The sequence below is a fragment of the Corynebacterium sp. HMSC075D04 genome (genome assembly GCF_001815635.1).
Classification (GTDB): Bacteria; Actinomycetota; Actinomycetes; order Mycobacteriales; family Mycobacteriaceae; genus Corynebacterium; species Corynebacterium coyleae.
In genome coordinates, this window is record NZ_KV821290.1 from 1 (window position 1) to 17080 (window position 17080).

Sequence of the window (17080 nt, forward strand, 5' to 3'; positions counted from 1 at the left end):
CAGCAAGCGTTACACCACACTAAGGGACGCAACCAAACCCGCCCGCGGCGCATCACGAAAGACCAAGGTGGTCGGGCCGTATTCGGCGGTGTGTGCACCGGTTTCGGTGCCCGCTACGGCTACGATCCGGTGGCGGTGCGTATCGCGTTTGTGCTCACCGGGTTTATTTTCGGCGGTGGCATCTTCGCCTATCTGTTGTGCTGGTTGCTCATGCCGCGTCTTGGGGAGGACATGAGCCCGGGCCGGGCCATCTTTACCCGCAAGGATCAGCGCAGCCCCATCGAACAGAAAGAGTGCCGCACCGGCTGGCTGCTTCTGCTCGGGCTGATCATTTTCATCCCGGCGGCGGATGACGCGGGCGACAGCCGCGTGACCTACGGCGTGTTCGTCATGTTGCTGTTCATTTGGGTTTTCGCCTACGCCTCCAACCCGACGCCGCCCGCGCAATGGCGTGACGACGACCTCATCTGGCGCGACCAAAAACGCCGCCGCGGGTTCAGGCGCTAGCGGTAGCGCTTCGGCACATCCGGCGCGCCGAGCGTGAGCATGAGACGGTTGGCCCAGTTGAAGAAGGCTGACGAGTTGATCACGTCGATGATCGCCAGATCATCCAACCCGACCTCGCGCAATACCTCGACGTGCTCGGCACCGAATTCAAACGGGGTGCGGGTCAGCGCAACCGCAGCCTGGCGGATCGCGTCCCATTCGTCAGAGCCAAGGTCCGCCTCCACGCCTTCGTCCAGCAGGCGGTCGATCGCCTCCGCGTCGCCGCCTTCCTCCTTCGAACGTGCCTGGTGCACTGATGCGCAGTACTCGCAGCCGTTCAAACGGGACGCGACGGTAGCGGCAAGTTCGCGCTCGGCACGGCCCAGGCCACCTTCGGTGTTGTAGAAGATGTCCAGGTCGGTCAGGGTGCGCGCCTTCAATGCCTGCGGGTCGCGGGCGAGCAGACGGAAGTACTCCATGCCGATGCGTTCCGGCTTGATCAGAGCGTCGCGTTGCTCGTCGGTGAAGTCGGACTCTTCAAGCGGTGCCACCCACGGCTTCCAGCCCAGGGAGTGGTTGACAAACTTCTCGGGTGCAACAACCTCCGGCTGCAGGGTCGCCGCGGCCGGCTCCCAGCCGGGATCGGCGACGCCGGCGGGGCGCTCAACAGCAGCATCGCCAGCACCCGAACCACCCGAGGCAGCAGTACCGCCAGCCAGCACCTGCACACCGTGCACGACGCGCAGCTGGAACGCCACAAAGGAGATGAGTTGGCCGAGCGAGACGATCGCGTCCTCGGTGTAGCCAGCGGTCTGCAGGTGCCCGATCGCCGCCGGCGAAGCATCCTTCGGATGGAAGGTCAGCAGGTGGGCGAAGTCAAAGGCGGCGGCGAGCTGCCCCTCGCCGAAGGTGACAAAGTCCCCGCCCGCGTAGGGGCCGGCGGATACACCTGCGCGCACCGCGTCTTCGACCACGGCAACGAGCGCCTCGTCTTCGTCGACAAGCAAATCCGCGTAAAACTCCGCGGCGCGCTGCGCACCGGAAATGCCGGCGACGAAAGCGGCGACGGCGTAGCGGGTGGATACCGGCAGGGCCTCGATCAGCGCCGGGTTGGCGGGCTCAAACAGGGCTGCGAAGCTGCGCTGGGCGTTTTCTACGGCTTCGGGTCGGCGGCGGCGCAGTTCGGCAAGGTCGGCCGGGGTTTCTGCGAGCAGGTCGATAATGTCGTTAGACAACAAACTCTCCTAACTGTCGGGCACGGAAGACGGTGCCGGGGATGGCGTCGATAAGTTCACGGGTGACGTCGTGGCGCGGGTGTGAGAACACCTTGTCGGTGGGGCCATATTCCACTTGTTGGCCGCGGCTGAACACGCTCACCGTATCCGAAATCTGGCGCACCACCGCCAGGTCGTGGGAGATGAACACGTAGGTCAGCCCCAGTTCGCGCTGCAGGTTTTCCAGCAGTTCCAGGATCTGCGCCTGCACGGTCACATCGAGTGCGGAGACGGCCTCGTCAAGCACCACCAGTTCCGGCTCGACGATGAGCGCGCGTGCGATGGCGACGCGTTGGCGCTGCCCGCCGGACAGTTGCGCCGGGGTGCGCGTGGCGAACCGCTCCGGATCAAGCGCCACGCGCTCCAAGTACTCGTTGGCGCGCGCAAGGCTTTCGCGTTTCGACGCCCCCGCGAGGTTGCGCAGTGGCTCCGCCACAATCTCGCCGACCCGCATCTTCGGATCCAGCGAAGAAAACGGGTTTTGGTACACCATCTGGATGCGGTTGCGGAAGTTGCGCTTCTGCTTCGGGCTCAGCGTGGTCAGTTCCTCGCCGTCGAGGGTGATGCTGCCCTCAGCAGGCTGGTTAAACATGGCGATCGTGCGGCCTGTGGTGGTTTTGCCGGAGCCGGACCCGCCTACCAGCGCGTGCGTGGAGCCGCGCGCGACCTCGAAGGAGATATCGGATACGGCGGTGAAATCGCCGTAGCGCACGGCAAGGTTGTCTACGCGCAGGAGGGTGTCGGTGGTGACAGGGGGTCGTCGATACGCATTTGCCACGGACAGCGACGGCACGTTTGCCAGCAGGCGCTTGGAGTAGTCCTGTGTGGGGTTGGTCAGCACCGTGCTCACAGGACCGTGCTCGACGACGCGTCCGCGCTCCATGATGACCACGTCATCGGCGCGATCGCCCGCCACGGCAAGGTCGTGGGTGATGAAAATGACGCCCAGGCCCAACTCGGCACGCATCTCGTCGAGCAGGTCAAGGATGGTTTTTTGCACGGTCACGTCGAGTGCGGACGTGGGTTCGTCCGCAATGAGCACCTCGGGCTCGAGCGCCACCGCAGCCGCGATAAGCACGCGCTGCTTCATGCCGCCGGACAACTCGTGCGGGTACTGGTTGTAGCGCTTTTCAGGATCATCGATGCCGACGCGCTCAAGCAGGGCAATTGCTTGACGACGACGCGACGCCGCGTCCCCCACCCCATGAATCTCCAACCCATCCTCCACGGATGCGCCGATGGTTTTCAACGGGTTGAGCGAGTTGTTCGGATCCTGCGGAACCAAACCAATCTTTGCGCCGCGCATCTGACGCCACTCGGCAGCGCTCAGGCTGGCAAGGTCTTGGCCCTTGAACCGGATGGAGCCCGCGCGCACGTTGCCGGTGGGACCCAACAGGTCGAGCGCCGCCATGGCGGAGGTGGTCTTGCCGGAGCCGGACTCGCCGACGATCGCGGTCATCTTGCCGGCCTCGACAGCAAACGCGATGTTTTCCACGGTCGGCTCGGCATCACCGTACGCAACGGTAAGGCCGTCAACTTCAAGCAAAGGGGTACTCACTTCGCATCACCTTCTGTCTGAATGACCTGGGAGATGTGGTTGGTGGACATCACGGTGGCCACAATGGCCAGACCCGGCAGCAGGATCAGCCACCAGGCGGTGGACATGAAGTCGCGGCCTTCCGCGATCACCAGTCCCCACTCCGGCACTGGTGGCGGTGCGCCGTAGCCCAGGAAGCCGAGGATGGACAATTGCAGGATTGCGGTGCCGAACTGCAGCGCAGCCAGCGCCAACACTGGGGTCAGCGAGTTGGGCAGCACGTGGCGCAGCAGCACCTGGGTCTGGGTTGCGCCAGAGCCGTAGGCAGCCTCGACGAAGTCCGCACCGGCAATCTGGATCACCTGCGAACGGGCCAAACGAGCGAACGTGGCCACCGATGTCATACCAACAGCAAACGCCGCCTGCAGCGAACCGAAACCGGTGACGATGATGATGGACAGCGAAAGCAAAATGCCCGGGATAGCCAGCAGCACGTCCACGAACCGCATCAGCACGGTCTCTACCCAGCCACGCTGCGTACCTGCAACCAGGCCAATGAGCGTACCCAGGACCAGGCCGACCACCACGGCGATCAGCGCGCCGAGCAGCGATTGGCGTGCGCCGTAGACCACGCGGGAGTACACGTCGCGCCCCACGGCGTCGGTACCGAAGATGTGCTCACCGTTCGGCGCGAGCAGCGCCACATCCACGCCCTTGTACGGGTCGTAGGCGGCAAACACGCCCGGCAGCAACGCCCACAGGGCAGCGATGACCAGGACGATCAGCGACAGGATCGTCGCCGGCGAGCGCCACCGGCGGTTCTTGCGCGACTTCGCCCGCACGCCAGCGCGCGTATTCGCCCGCGCAACAGGATTCGTTGCTGCTTGTGTTGTTTGTGTTGTCATCGGGCGCCCTCCTTCACGGCAGCCTGAGCGGTGCTCTTCTTAGCCTTGTTGCTCTGTGGCCCCGCATCCCGCAGTCGCACATCAAGCACCGGGTAGAGCAAGTCGACGATGAGGTTGATCAGCACGTACGCGGTCGCGGCGATAAGCACCACGCCCAGCAGGACCGGCATGTCGCGGCTAGATACCGCGTTGACGGTCAGCGACCCCAACCCGGCGCGGCCGAAGACGGTTTCGGTCACCACTGCTCCGCCGACAAGTTCGCCGAACAGCAGGCCGGCCATGGTGATGGCGGGCAGCAGCGAGTTGCGCAGCACGTCGCGCCAGAAGATGCGGGCCTCGCTGGCACCGCGGGCGCGGATGACTTGGACGAATGGTTGGGCACGGACTTCGTCGATAGACCGGATGAGCACCTGCATCAGCGGTGCTGCCATGGGCACGGCCAGGGTGAGCGACGGCAGGATGAGCCCCTCGAGCGGGGTCGGGTCGACCACGTTGACCCAGCCGAGTTGGAAGGAGAAGAACTGCAGTAGCAGGATCGCGATCCAGAAACCTGGCAGCGACACCATGAACGACGGCAGCGCGCGGAAGAAATTACGCACCGCACCACCGCCCGGCAGCGTGGCCACATAGGCGGTGAGCAGCGCGACGATGATGGCAAGTCCTATCGAGGTCGCCGCAAGCGCAAACGTGTGTGGTGCGGCGTCGACGATGAGGTCGAACACCGGCGTGCCCGAGGCAACCGAGAACCCCAGGTTGCCGGTAAACAGCCCGGCAAGGGTGGCCAGGTACTGCTCGAACAGTGGTTTATCCACGCCCATCTGCTCGCGGATCTCTTCGATCTCTGCCTGGGCCAGCCCAAGCGCGGGGTCCGCATAGCGCGCGGCCACGCCGTCCGATGGCAGGGCGGAAAGCAGGAAGAACGCAAGCGTGTAGGCAAGCAGCAGCACGAGCAGCGCCTGCCCAACGCGTTTCAGCACAGTGTTACTCATTTAGTTGTCCTCCCCATCACGGTCGAAGTACACCGAGTAGAAACTCGGGCGGGCCACCGATTCGGTAACAAAGCCCTTCACGTGTGGCGCAAGTGCGTACACCTGCGGCTCCTCAAACAACGGCAGCACGTAGGCCTGTTCGGTGAGGTAGTCCTGCACCGCCTTCGACGCGGCCGCACGGCCCGCATCGTCCGGCGTGGAAACCACCTTTTGCAACAATTCCTCGAGTTTGGCATCCGCTGGGGTGCCATCTCCTGCGTTGTTCAGCAGCGAGTCGCGGCGGTTCACCGACAAGTGCGACTCAATCACGTCATAATCCGCACGCCCCACCATCGTGTGCAACAACTGCACTCGGTTGATGTCCTTTTGCGCCGCGTTCTGCGTGGCACGATCCCCGGCCACCATGTTCAGATCAATGCCCAGGTCACGCAGGTCGGACTGCACCATCGTGACAATCTCTTTCGAGCGCGGCTGCGGCAGCGCGTGGTTGACCGACAGGCTCAACCGCTGCCCGTCTTTCACGCGGGTGCCGTCGGGGCCGGGGGTCCAGCCGGCGTCGTCGAGAAGCGCACGCGCACGATCCGGATCAAACGTGTACGCGCCGGGCTGCTCCGCGTAGCCAAGTGCCGTCGAGGTCATCGACGACGTGGCCAGCGGGTAGGAATCCGACAGCAGAATGCGGATGATCTCTTCACGGTTGATGCCGTGGATAATCGCCTGCCGTACGCGGATGTCCTGCAGCAACGGGTGGTTAAACCGCATGGCCAATTGGTTGTTCATGCCGTTGGTGGCAGAGGCAACCACCTGCACACCCTGGTCTTTCAGGTGCCGCTCCACTGGCGGAGAGATCGTGCGCGCGGCGTCCGCTTGGCCGGACAGCAACGCGCCGGAGCGGACGGCTTCTTCGGCGGCCAGGGTGTAGTGGATGCCGTCGATACGCGCAGGTCCTTGGTGCTCGAGCGATGGTGGTGCCCAGTCGTAATCCTCGCGCGTTTTCAGCACGAGGTCAGTACCCAGCGTTTCACTATCGACGACAAAGGGGCCCGAACCGATCACATTCGCCGCCCCGCCTGGGCCGAAGTCCTCGTTGCGCAGCTGCAGGGAGGAATCCGCCAGCAGGCCCGCGTTGTACGAGGACGTAGCCTGCGCGAAGCCCGGAGAAGGTGCGGTGAAGTGGAAGCGAACCGTGTCCTCGTCGACGACTTCGCCGTAGTCGTAGTTGGAGATCTGCTCCGAGACGTTGAGCAGGCGATCCTTGTCGCCCTGGCCGTAGAGGTCGAAGTTGTCCACGATGTTCTGCGCCGTCATCGGTGTGCCGTCGGAGTAGGTCACATCCGTGCGGATATCGAAGGTGAACACGGTGGCATCCTCGTTGATCTCCGGCAGGTCGGTGGCAATCCACGGCTGGAGTTCGAGCGTTTCAGGGTCTTGGTAGAGCAACCTGTCTGTTAACTGATTGACCACACCGCCGTTGGGGTAAAACCCGGCAGCCGGCGGGTAGAGGCTGTTAAACCAGTTGGATTCCAAGTAGGTGAGCACATTGTCACCCTCTGCGTGAGATTCAGCGCCACCCCCTGCGGTGCAGCCGCTCAGCAGGGCAACTGCACCTACAAGTACAACTGGGGCCGCGACCGTTTTCTTCGGCACGTTATCGTCCTCTTTTCCCTTGTGGTTTTCGGCACCATACCACTTTTAGACAATTCGGTTCTTTCTTAATAGACTGCGCAGTCTATACACGTTATAAAGATTCATCGAAATCGTGGAGGTACATCGCTGTGGGAGCAGACATCGCCATCGTCGGAGCAGGACCGCGAGGCATCTCCATCACCGAGCGCATCGCAGCCTTCCTCAACGACCGTGGCGCCACACCACTGACGTTGCACATCATCGACGACGCCCAGCTCGGCGCCGGCCGCATCTGGGACACCGAACAAACCCGCACACTGTGCATGAACACCCTGGCTGGCGCGGTGACCCTGTTCACCGAGCCCGGCGCGACCGTCACCGCACCTGTGCTCGAAGGCCCCACCATGTTTGAGTGGATCCAGGCGCTTCGCGGCGAATTCGCGCATCCGCTTATCAGCGACCACCCGCCGGCCGTCCCCAGCACCTTCGACGCTGAAATCCGTGTGACACGGCCTGAATCTAATCCGTCGCGCGCGTTGTATGGCGAGTACCTGCGCTGGGTGTGGCAGGTTGCGCTGGCCGAGCTGCCGGACTCCGTCACCGTGGTTGAGCACCAGTCCCGCGCGATGTCGCTGTACAGCGACGGAGACCGCGACGCGATCTTGCTTGCAGATGGCACGCTGATCCACGCCGACGCCACCGTGGTCGCCTCCGGCTGGGTGTTGCCCGCCCCGACCCCGGCACAGCAGGCCTTTGCCAAATCTGGCCTGACCTACATTCCGCCCGGCAACCCGGTTGAGCAGGACGTGGAGCGCATCGGCGAGGGCGAGCGCCTGCTTGTGCGCGGTATGGGCATGGGCTTTTTCGACCTCATGGCGCTGACCACCATCAACCGTGGCGGCCGCTTCTTCGAAGACGACACGGCCCGCTCCGGTTTGCGTTACGACGCCACCGGCGAGGAACCCCACTTCATCGTTACCTCTGGCCGCGGCTACCCCTACCTGCCCAAGTCCGAGTACAACTCGCTGCCGCCAAAGGCCGATCTGTCACGCCTGCGCGCCGCTATCGATGCCAACCCTGCCGAGCCCGGCAGCGGCACTTTGTCGTTCGGCCGCACCCTGTGGCCAGCGCTCGCCCGCGATGCCTTCGCCGAGTACTACCGCACCCTCGCCCGCGTGCGCCCCGAGGCGCTGAAGGTGCCGCTCGAGGAGATCCTCACACTTATCGACGACACCGACCTGGCCGTCCACGCCTCCCCCGACGACATCCTGCCGGTCGCCCGCGCGCTGACTCAGGCACTCGAGGGCACGAGCACCGAGCCGTTCGACATGGCCGCCTGGGTCAACCCGCTCGCCGGCACGGAGGAACTCAGCCTGGACGAACTCCAGCGCGTGGTCACCGACGCCATGGCGGGCGACATCGCCGAGGCCGTCGCCGCCTGGGACTCCCCGCTCAAGGCCGGGCTATGGGCGATTTCCGCTGGCCGTAAACCCAGCGCCATCGCCACCGAAAACGGCAAAGGCGCCCCGGAAGTGGCCCGCTCGCAGTACATGGCGTTCGGTCAGATGGTCGGCTCCGGCCCGCCACTGTTCCGCACCCGTGAGCTGCTTGCACTTGCCGACGCTGGCCTGGTGACGTTCCTGGGCCCACAGCCGGTCGTCGATACGCAAGATGGCGCATTCACCGCAACCAGCCACGGGCGCAGCACCACCGCGACCGCACTCGCCGACGCATTCCTACCCGCCCCGGACATCCGCAACACCAAGGACCCACTGGTGCGCTCGCTTGTCGACGCCAACCGCGTCCGCCCCTTCGCCCCCACCGCCTCACCCGAAACCGACGATGCCACCCGCCGCGCCGTCCACCCCGACGGCACCCTGGATCCCCGCCTGCACATCGTGGGCATCCCCACCGGTAAGCAGTGGGCGGACACGACGATCTCACCGATGCCGGGCACGAACCCGCTCATGCTGCAAGAAACCGACAAAACTGCGTTGTCGCTGCTCACCCAGGCGCGCGTGCTCTAGGCCTGTTCTAGGCCGGCACCGGGTCGGCGCTACCCTAAGGCCGGGTCGTAACCGCTGCTGATACAACACGAAAAGAAAGGAACGAAATGAGCCTTGGACGCAGAATGCTGATCATTGCGTTGAGTACGAACATTGCCATGCTTTGTTTAGTGAGTGCTGTTCTCCAGATAGTTCTGCCGAACGATGCACCGCAGTGGCTCATCTTTGGAAATATTGTTGTCTTCGTAGCGTGTGTCTACTACACATACAAAGCAGTGACGGTGTGGCCGGATGAAGAAAAGGCAGCCACAATTAGTTGATTGCCAAATTTCCTGGAGCGCTACCCTAAGTCGCGCGCAACCGCCCACCGGGTCAACTGGTGGCGGTTCGACGTCTGCGTCTTGCGCAAAATGTTGGAGGCGTGCGTCTCCACCGTCTTCACCGAGATAAACAGCCGCTCGGCGATCTCCTTGTAGGTGTAACCACGCGCAAGCAGCCGCAGCACCTCAAGTTCACGCCGGGTCAGCGAGTCCACCGCCGGGTCGTCCTCCTCCACAACCGGACCGGAGGCAAACGCGTCGAGCACGAACCCGGCAAGCCGCGGCGAGAAGTACGCATCGCCGCCACGCACCCGCTCAATCGCCTCCGCAAGCTCCTCACCTGCGATGTTCTTGGTCACGTACCCGCGCGCCCCGGCACGGATCAGCGCGATGACGTCCTCGGCAGCGTCGGAGACACTCAGCGCCAAATACGCAGGCCCCGGCGCACGCTTGAGCACAGCCAACCCGCCGCCGTCGGGCATGTGCACGTCCAGCAACACCACATCCGGGCGCTCCTTTTCGATCCCGCGCACCGCCTCCGCAACCGTGCCCGCCTCCCCGACGATGTCCAGCTGGCCGTCGCCTGCGGCAGCCAGTTCGGCCTTCACTCCGGCCCGAAACACCGAGTGGTCGTCTACGAGAAACACGCGCGTCATAGGTCTAACGCTAGTTCGATCTCGGAGCCATTGCCTATCGACGACACCACGTTAACCTCTCCCCCAACCCGCTCAACCCGGCCCACGATGGAATCGCGCAGCCCGTGCCGGTCCGCCGGCACCGCATCCGGGTCGAAGCCAGCACCCCGGTCGCGCACGAATACCTCGAGCCTTCCCGCGAGGTGTTCAGCGTAGACGTCGATCGTGTCCACTCCCGCGTGCTTGGCGGCGTTAACCATCGCCTCCCGGGCGGCGAGCACGACCGCTTCGCTGCGCTCGTCGTAGGCGACATCCTCGCCCACCGTGACCGGTTGAATCACGACCCCATAGGCGTCCTCCACCTCGCCCGCGGCTTTCTGCAACGCGGCGAAGGTGGTGGTGTGGTTGGACACGGTGTCGTCGAAAAGCCATGCCCGAAGTTCGCGCTCCTGACCACGGGCAAGGCGCACCACCTCGTCCGGATGATCCGCCTGGCGCTGAATCAGCGCCAGGGTCTGCAGCACCGAATCGTGCAGGCGCGAGGCGATCTCCGCGCGCTGATCCGCCACCGCCTTCGCCTCACGCTCCGCAACAAGCGAGTTGGTCAACTTGGCAATCAGCGGCACCACAAGCACCCCGACGCCCAGCACCGTCACCAGCACAGAAACGACCACACCGGCGACCCCGGCGCTCTCCCCGAGGAGTGCCACAGCGAGCACCCCGCTCATGATCAGCAGCGCACCTAAGGACAGTGCGGCGATGTTGCCCCACGAATCCGTACCGCGGTCGTACGCCTGCAACGCAATCACCGCACCGACGATGAGCACGCCGATGATGAACACCACCGTGGCTCCCGCGCCGGAGGAAATCTGCAGCGACGTCAACGCACCAGCAAACCCTGCAATCACCAGGAAGATGTCGAGCGCACTCGGGCGCTGCCGCGGCGCGGCACCTTCAGCAACCGGGGTAAACACCCACAGACCTGCGTACAGCAGCACGCCGAAGCCACCGGCGAAGCTCGCCGCAACCAAAAACAGACGCACCCATTTCACGTCCACCCCGAGCAGGTCAGCCGCCCCGGACGCCACGCCAGCAATGACGCGGCGGGAACGATCACGGGTCAACCGGGGATACAACGCAGACATGTCCCCTATCGTTGCACGGCAACCCCCTCAGGCACATCGGGGTAAACCCTGAGATGAAAAATCAGGGTCGTTCCCGATACCGCGCTTGGCGTTGCCTCGCAACAATAGAAGCCATGGAAACCAACACACTCAAGCGCATGTGGGAGACCCGCCCGCCCCGCATCCCACAAGACCAGGGCGGCAAGGCCGTCGTCGGTGGTGTCTGCGAAGGCATCGGTGCCCGCTACCAAATCGACCCAACGCTCATCCGCGTCCTGTTCGTCGTATTGTCAATCGCCTTCGGCGGTGGCCTGTTCCTTTACCTGTTGTGCTGGATCAACATGCCCCGCTTCGGGCTGACCCGCACCCCAGCAACTTCGATCGCCACCCCGAAAGAGCAGCTGACCAAGGTAGAGCAGAAAGAGCGCGACACCGGCTGGCTGCTGCTTCTCGGTCTTGTCATCTTCTTCCCGTCCGTTGCTGTTGCCAGCGACCTGCGCGGTGTTTTGGTTACCTTCGCGCTCTTCGCGCTCGGCTGGTACCTTGCCTACCAGCGCCAGCCGGAGGCACCGGAGGGACTCGTGGTGGGCTTGGAGTCGCAGACGAGCAAAGGCCCTGTCGTAGACACCTCCCACCTGACCGTGCCGGAGGGCTACGAACACCCCGGGCAGAAACCACCGGCATGGGCCCCACTCGGCGCGGCACCTGGGCTGTGGCACCTGCCGGACCCAGTCGAGCCCGCTCCGGAGCGTGCGCAACCAAAGAAGCGCTACTGGCTGTGGATCCCCGTTACGCTGGTGCTGACAACGGCAACATTCTGGACAATGTCCGTGGTTAGCCAACTTCGCATCGGCTCAATCGGCAACTACGGCGTTGCAAATGTCTCCGCCTACTCCGCGGAGGCTATACCGGAATTTAAACACAACATCGGCGAAGCTCGGATCGACCTTACCAAGCTCGAGCCACTGAGCGAGCCGAAGACAATCAACATCAGCAACGGCGTCGGCAAGATCGACCTCAAGCTTCCCAATCACATCCCCGTCGACGTCAACTGCAAGGTCAACATCGGCGAAGCCGCATGCCCCGAAGAACGGCAAAACGCGGACACAGACAGCGCACTACTGACGATTAACGTGTCGCAGCGCGTCGGATCCGTGTCCGCGTACTACACCCGCGAGGACGCGGGCGAAGGAAACTGACTTACTCCCACTCGATGGTGGCCGGCGGCTTGGATGTCACGTCCAGCACCACGCGGTTGACATCGGCCACCTCGTTGGTGATGCGGGTGGAGATCACCTCAAGCGTCTCGTACGGGATGCGCACCCAGTCCGCGGTCATCGCGTCCTCGGAGGCCACCGGGCGCAGCACGATCGGGTGGCCGTAAGTGCGGCCATCGCCCTGCACACCAACCGAACGCACATCGGCCAACAGCACGACCGGGCACTGCCAGATCTGGTCATCCAGGCCAGCCTTGGTCAGTTCCTCGCGAGCAATCGCATCAGCAGCGCGCAGGGTTTCCAGGCGCTCCTCGGTGACCTCACCGATGATGCGGATACCCAGGCCCGGACCCGGGAACGGCTGGCGGTTCACAATCACCTCAGGCAGGCCAAGCTCGCGGCCAACCGCGCGGACCTCGTCCTTAAACAGCAGACGCAGTGGCTCGACGAGTTCGAACTCGACGTCGTCCGGCAGGCCGCCCACGTTGTGGTGGCTCTTGATGTTCGCAGTACCGGTGCCGCCGCCCGACTCCACAACATCCGGGTACAAGGTGCCCTGCACCAGGTAGTCCACCTTGTGATCCGACAGCACATCAGCCACGGCGCGCTCGAAGGAACGGATGAACTCCGCACCGATCGCCTTACGCTTGGCCTCCGGCTCGGTCACGCCGGCGAGCTTGTCCAGGAAGGCCTTGCGCTCATCCACAGTGACCAGCTTCGCGCCGGTCGCGGCGACGAAGTCCTTCTCCACCTGCTCGCGCTCACCCTGGCGCAGCAGACCGTGATCCACGAACACACAAGTCAAACGGTCACCAATAGCGCGCTGCACAAGCGCTGCCGCCACGGCAGAATCCACGCCGCCAGACAGGCCGCAGATGGCGTAGCCGTCGCCGACTTGGTTACGGACATCGTCGATAAGCTGCTGCGCAATATTCGACGCCGTCCAGTTCTGCTCCAGACCAGCAATCTCCGTGAGGAAGCGGGTCAGCACCTCCTGACCGTGCGGCGAGTGCATCACCTCCGGGTGGTACTGCACACCAGCAAACTTGCGCTCCGCGTTCTCAAACGCAGCAACCGGCGCACCCGGGGTCGAGGCAGTGACCTCAAAGCCCTCCGGCGCCTGCGTCACAGAATCGCCGTGGGACATCCACACCGGGTGCTCATCCAGGCCAGCGTGCAGCACGCCACCCTTGACAGCCATCGCTGTGCGGCCGTACTCGCGGGCACCGGTCTCCTCGACCTTGCCGCCGAGCGCCTGCGTCATCACCTGGAAGCCATAGCAAATACCAAAGATCGGCAGCCCCAGCTCAAAGATCTCCGGATCGAGCTGCGGGGCACCCTCCGCGTACACCGACGACGGCCCACCGGAGAGCACCAACGCCTGCGGGTTCTTCTCACGAACCTCCGCAGCCGTAATAGTCGACGGCACAACCTCCGAGAACACATGCGCCTCGCGCACACGGCGGGCGATCAACTGCGCGTATTGCGCACCAAAATCAACGACAAGAACAGGGCGTTTCTGAGCGGTAGTCACGGCCCAAATACTAGCTGATGGCATATAAATCCGAATATATTGTCCATTCTTCGACGTTTCGCCCCAGAATGATCTGCATGACATTGCGTGCCCCCTCCCCGGTTGAACCCAATGCCGACCGCACCGCCGTGTTGTGCATCCTTGGGTCCTGCCTGTTTCTGCAGCTTGGCGCAGCTCTTGCCACGCAGCTTTTCCCCCATGCCGGAACCTGGGCGACGAGTTCATTCCGACTACTCATCGCCTCCGTCATCCTGCTTGCAATCTCACGGCCAGCGTTTTGGCGCTGGACTCCCGAACAATGGGGTGCAGCGATCGTGCTCGGAGTGTCGCTAGGCTGCATGAACGGCTTCTACTACGCCGGTATTGCAACTGTGCCACTCGCATCCGCGGTAACCATCCAATTCCTCGGCCCGCTGCTGCTCGCCGCGGTGTTGTCCCGTTCGGTACGCGACGGCATCTCCGTCGGGCTTGCGCTTACAGGTATGGCGCTGCTTGGCGTTGATTCGCTCTCCGGTGAGCCGCTCGACCGCCTCGGCGTGTTCTACATCCTGATCGCAGGCGCTGCCTGGGCGGTGTACATCCTTGCCAACAAGCGCACTGGCCGCCTCATCGCCGGCCAAGGTGGGCTCGCGGTTGCCCTTGCAGTTGGTGGTTTGGTGACGTTGCCCTTCGGTTTCGAAGGCGCACTCGTTATCGTTTCCGATACCAATCTGCTGCTCCTCGCAATTGGTACCGCAATCTTGGCGTCGCTGCTCCCAACATCACTGGAACTGATTGCTATGCGACGACTCCGCCCCCAGGTATTTTCCATCCTCATCTCGTTCGAGCCTGCATTTGCAGCACTCGTCGGATGGCTTGTGCTCAGCCAGGGCCCCTCCCCGCTGAAGCTTGCGGCGATTGCCTTGGTTATCGGTGCTTCCGTCAACCAGACACTCGCCGGCAAGCGACTCCGACGTCAGGTTTAACGGACCGCAGCGCTGAGGCTGTCCAGAGCCTCGCGCACCTTCTCCGTCGAAGGTGCCTATGCGAGGCGCTCAGCTGAGCGGTGCAGCTGGTTAATCGAGGCATCAGCAGCAGCCATTGCCTTGTTCACCTGCTCCACCAGCGGTGCGACCTCTTCGCCCATGTCGTTGGTGTTCTCAGACCAACGACGAATCATCTCGAGCGGAATCTTGGTCAGCTCCGTAATGGAGTTAACCTTCAGCTCCACGCGGCGACGGAACGACGAGTGCAAGAACACGGCGTCATCCATGTGCTTGACGTCAGCCTCGAGTGCGTCGACGAGAAGCTGCATCGACTCCTGCACGTTAGCCTCCGTGGAGAACTGTGCGGTCTGTGCGGTGTGCAGACGAGCCAGGGCAATCGCCATACGTGCGTTGGACGTCTTGGCGTAGAGCTCCTGAGCGGTCTCCTCGAGGGTCCTCGCGTTCTCGTCGATAATGCCACGCATCGTCGCCCACACCTGCAGCGGTGCGAGCAGCAGCGTACGCGATGCACCCTCGGTGACCACGTTTTCCATCTCGGCCTTCACGTTGTTGGTCACTGCGTTTTCCTCGACCAGCGTCGCACTGGCCTTGCGCAGCTCCTCAGCAGCGTCCTTAATGGCGGTCTGCACCGTCATGAACTCGTCGAGTTCACGGTAGAGCGTCACAGCAGCATCGTAGATGTCGCCGGAGCCTTCCGGAAGCGTAAAGCCTGCATCCTCACGTGCCTGGACCTCAGCAGGAAGGACTTCGCGCAGGAATGCGTCGTAGTCCGGCAGCAGCTCCGTAACCTTCTCCGCGCCCATCACTGCACGCTCGCGGCGGCCAACACCGTTGGCCTTCGCCTCGTGCTCAACGATGTTTGCTTCTTGGTAAATACCAGCGGCTGCTTCGAAGTTCTCCGTCATCGGACGGGTACGCACCGACAGGTAACCGCCGTTTGGCAGCGGCGTAACAGTGGCAAACACGTCGTACGCGGAGCCGCTCTTCGCCTTATTACGCACATACGCGGCGAAAGGACGGCCCTCCTCGATGGTGTCCCACATGAGTTTGAACGCCGCACCAGGCATCTCCTCATGACGGATGAGGTTGTGCGGCTTACCGATCATCTCTTCGGCGGAGTACTGCGCGTACTTGATGAACACATCGTTCACATGCGTCATCACACCTTTGGCGTCAGTCACCGAAAAGAAGATGTCGTTCACATCAACTTCGTGGAATGGGCCCTCAGGGGCGTCGCGAAGAATCGTTACACGGCTAGACATAGGTCGATTTCATCCAGTTCTTAGTTACGGATTGCCAAATCGGCTTTCTGGAAAGCTTTGATCCCAGTATAGCCACATTTCGCCATAATTCTTTTCAGTCCACCAATGAGATTCATCGCACCCCAAGGATCGCTCGATGGACCGAAGAGCACTACCTCCAGTGGCGCCGAAGAAGTGAAGTCAGGTTCCTTCCGCACGCTACCTCGCGGAAAACGTGGGTGAGCTGTCTGAGCTTCCCAATACACGCCACCGGCAGCAGCCTCAGTTGCCTTCGTCAATGGGTTGCCAAGCATGACAGCATCTGCACCACAAGCGATGGCTGCAGCAATCTCGCCTGCCCCCCAAATAGTGGTATCCGCAAGAATGTGGACATAACGTCCACCAGTCTCATCGAGGTAATCCCGACGTGCTGCCGCGACATCTGCGATAGCGGTAGCCATCGGGACATTCACCACCGTGTCGGCATCGCCCGAACCGACAATGACACCAGCAACGCCAGCGCGCATCAGGTGGGTCGCGGTCGTGTAGTCATACACACCACCGGCAATGACCGGCACGTCGAGCGAACCGACGAACTCTTTCAAGTTCAACGGTTCCCCACCTTTTTGCACGTGCTCTGCAGACACGATCGACCCCTGAATGAAGAGGATTTCTGCACCTGCGGCGATAACTACAGGCGCCAATTCGCGCACGTTCTGCGGGCTCACGCGCACCGCAACAGTCACACCAGAGTCACGCACCTGGGCGATACGTTCCGAAAGCAAGTCGTGATCAAGTTCTGCGGCGTGCAACTCCTGCAAGGTGCGCACGGCACGCTCACCTGCCTCGACAAACTCCTGGTACTTCTCAGCCGTATCGACGTTAAAGGGGTCCTCGCATGAGTCCACCACCTTCTTCACCGCAGCCTCCAGATCAGCGTGTCGGCCCCACAGGCCTTCCGCGTCAATCACACCGAGGCCACCCTGCTTGCCCATCTCGATAACAAACTCAGGGCTTGCCAACGCGTCCGTCGGGTGGGACGCAAGCGGGATATCGAACGTGTAGGCATCAATATGCCAGGAGGTGTCCACATCCTGCGAGGAGCGGGTGCGTCGTTTCGGAACGATCGACAAATCACTCAAGCCGTAAGCCTTGCGGGCTTCGCGCCCAATGCCGATTTCCACGTAGTCACGCATGTTG

The 17080-nt window shown here is 63.0% G+C and carries 15 protein-coding genes; 5 read left to right on the forward strand and 10 right to left on the reverse strand.

Going from position 1 to position 17080, the window contains the following annotated elements; all coding sequences use genetic code 11:
• The coding region (locus HMPREF3048_RS01820) for a PspC domain-containing protein (protein ID WP_141758821.1) at window positions 1–507 on the forward strand (507 nt) is incomplete at its 5' end.
• Here HMPREF3048_RS01820 and HMPREF3048_RS01825 read toward each other — a convergent pair.
• Genes HMPREF3048_RS01825 through HMPREF3048_RS01845 form a run of 5 tightly spaced genes read right to left on the reverse strand, consistent with a single transcriptional unit; the run spans window position 504 to window position 6838 of the window.
• Entirely contained in the window at window positions 504–1721 is a 1218-nt protein-coding gene (locus tag HMPREF3048_RS01825) for an alkylhydroperoxidase domain protein (protein ID WP_070771051.1), read from the reverse strand. The two genes, HMPREF3048_RS01820 and HMPREF3048_RS01825, sit on opposite strands and share 4 nt — an antisense overlap.
• Window positions 1714–3318 carry a dipeptide ABC transporter ATP-binding protein gene (locus HMPREF3048_RS01830; RefSeq protein WP_070771052.1) on the reverse strand — a complete coding sequence of 535 codons (1605 nt, stop codon included), beginning with the start codon at window positions 3316–3318 and terminating at the stop codon, window positions 1714–1716. The genes HMPREF3048_RS01825 and HMPREF3048_RS01830 overlap by 8 nt, the downstream gene beginning before the upstream one ends.
• On the reverse strand, window positions 3315–4202 hold the full coding sequence (locus HMPREF3048_RS01835) for an ABC transporter permease (protein ID WP_070771053.1): 888 nt from the start codon (window positions 4200–4202) through the stop codon (window positions 3315–3317). The genes HMPREF3048_RS01830 and HMPREF3048_RS01835 overlap by 4 nt, the downstream gene beginning before the upstream one ends.
• Entirely contained in the window at window positions 4199–5191 is a 993-nt protein-coding gene (locus HMPREF3048_RS01840; RefSeq protein ID WP_070771054.1) for an ABC transporter permease, read from the reverse strand. Before HMPREF3048_RS01840 ends, HMPREF3048_RS01835 begins: the two co-directional genes overlap by 4 nt.
• Window positions 5192–6838: a TIGR04028 family ABC transporter substrate-binding protein gene (locus HMPREF3048_RS01845; protein WP_070771055.1), complete on the reverse strand. Its 1647-nt coding sequence runs from the start codon at window positions 6836–6838 to the stop codon at window positions 5192–5194.
• Between the two features lie 128 nt (window positions 6839–6966).
• Here HMPREF3048_RS01845 and HMPREF3048_RS01850 point away from each other — a divergent pair, with 128 nt between their 5' ends.
• A complete protein-coding gene (locus HMPREF3048_RS01850) occupies window positions 6967–8844 on the forward strand; it encodes an FAD/NAD(P)-binding protein (protein ID WP_371326160.1) in 1878 nt (625 codons plus the stop codon).
• Window positions 8845–8930: 86 nt separating this feature from the next.
• Window positions 8931–9143 (forward strand): hypothetical protein, encoded by a 213-nt coding sequence (locus HMPREF3048_RS01855; protein ID WP_224213060.1) that lies wholly within the window; start codon window positions 8931–8933, stop codon window positions 9141–9143.
• Window positions 9144–9163: 20 nt separating this feature from the next.
• On the opposite strand, the gene HMPREF3048_RS01860 is transcribed toward HMPREF3048_RS01855, so the two are convergent.
• Together HMPREF3048_RS01860 and HMPREF3048_RS01865 are read right to left on the reverse strand one after the other, a co-directional pair.
• Window positions 9164–9799, reverse strand: a complete 636-nt coding sequence (locus tag HMPREF3048_RS01860) for a LuxR C-terminal-related transcriptional regulator (protein ID WP_070771057.1) — start codon at window positions 9797–9799, stop codon at window positions 9164–9166.
• Window positions 9796–10923 carry an ATP-binding protein gene (locus tag HMPREF3048_RS01865; protein ID WP_070771058.1) on the reverse strand — a complete coding sequence of 376 codons (1128 nt, stop codon included), beginning with the start codon at window positions 10921–10923 and terminating at the stop codon, window positions 9796–9798. The genes HMPREF3048_RS01860 and HMPREF3048_RS01865 overlap by 4 nt, the downstream gene beginning before the upstream one ends.
• A 113-nt stretch (window positions 10924–11036) precedes the next feature.
• On the opposite strand from HMPREF3048_RS01865, the gene HMPREF3048_RS01870 reads away from it, so the two are divergent.
• A complete protein-coding gene (locus tag HMPREF3048_RS01870; RefSeq protein ID WP_070771059.1) occupies window positions 11037–12101 on the forward strand; it encodes a PspC domain-containing protein in 1065 nt (354 codons plus the stop codon).
• Between the two features lies 1 nt (window position 12102).
• Here the strand turns inward: HMPREF3048_RS01870 and guaA are convergent, their stop codons facing one another.
• Window positions 12103–13677: a glutamine-hydrolyzing GMP synthase gene (gene guaA / locus HMPREF3048_RS01875; RefSeq protein ID WP_141758822.1), complete on the reverse strand. Its 1575-nt coding sequence runs from the start codon at window positions 13675–13677 to the stop codon at window positions 12103–12105.
• A 53-nt stretch (window positions 13678–13730) separates the two neighbouring features.
• Here guaA and HMPREF3048_RS01880 point away from each other — a divergent pair, with 53 nt between their 5' ends.
• Entirely contained in the window at window positions 13731–14618 is an 888-nt protein-coding gene (locus HMPREF3048_RS01880; protein ID WP_070482460.1) for an EamA family transporter, read from the forward strand.
• 56 nt (window positions 14619–14674) lie between these two features.
• Here the strand turns inward: HMPREF3048_RS01880 and HMPREF3048_RS01885 are convergent, their stop codons facing one another.
• Both HMPREF3048_RS01885 and HMPREF3048_RS12380 read right to left on the reverse strand, forming a co-directional pair.
• A complete protein-coding gene (locus HMPREF3048_RS01885; RefSeq protein WP_070771060.1) occupies window positions 14675–15901 on the reverse strand; it encodes a PAS domain-containing protein in 1227 nt (408 codons plus the stop codon).
• A 20-nt stretch (window positions 15902–15921) separates the two neighbouring features.
• Window positions 15922–17076 (reverse strand): GuaB3 family IMP dehydrogenase-related protein, encoded by a 1155-nt coding sequence (locus HMPREF3048_RS12380; RefSeq protein WP_070570589.1) that lies wholly within the window; start codon window positions 17074–17076, stop codon window positions 15922–15924.
• Window positions 17077–17080 lie beyond the last annotated feature (4 nt).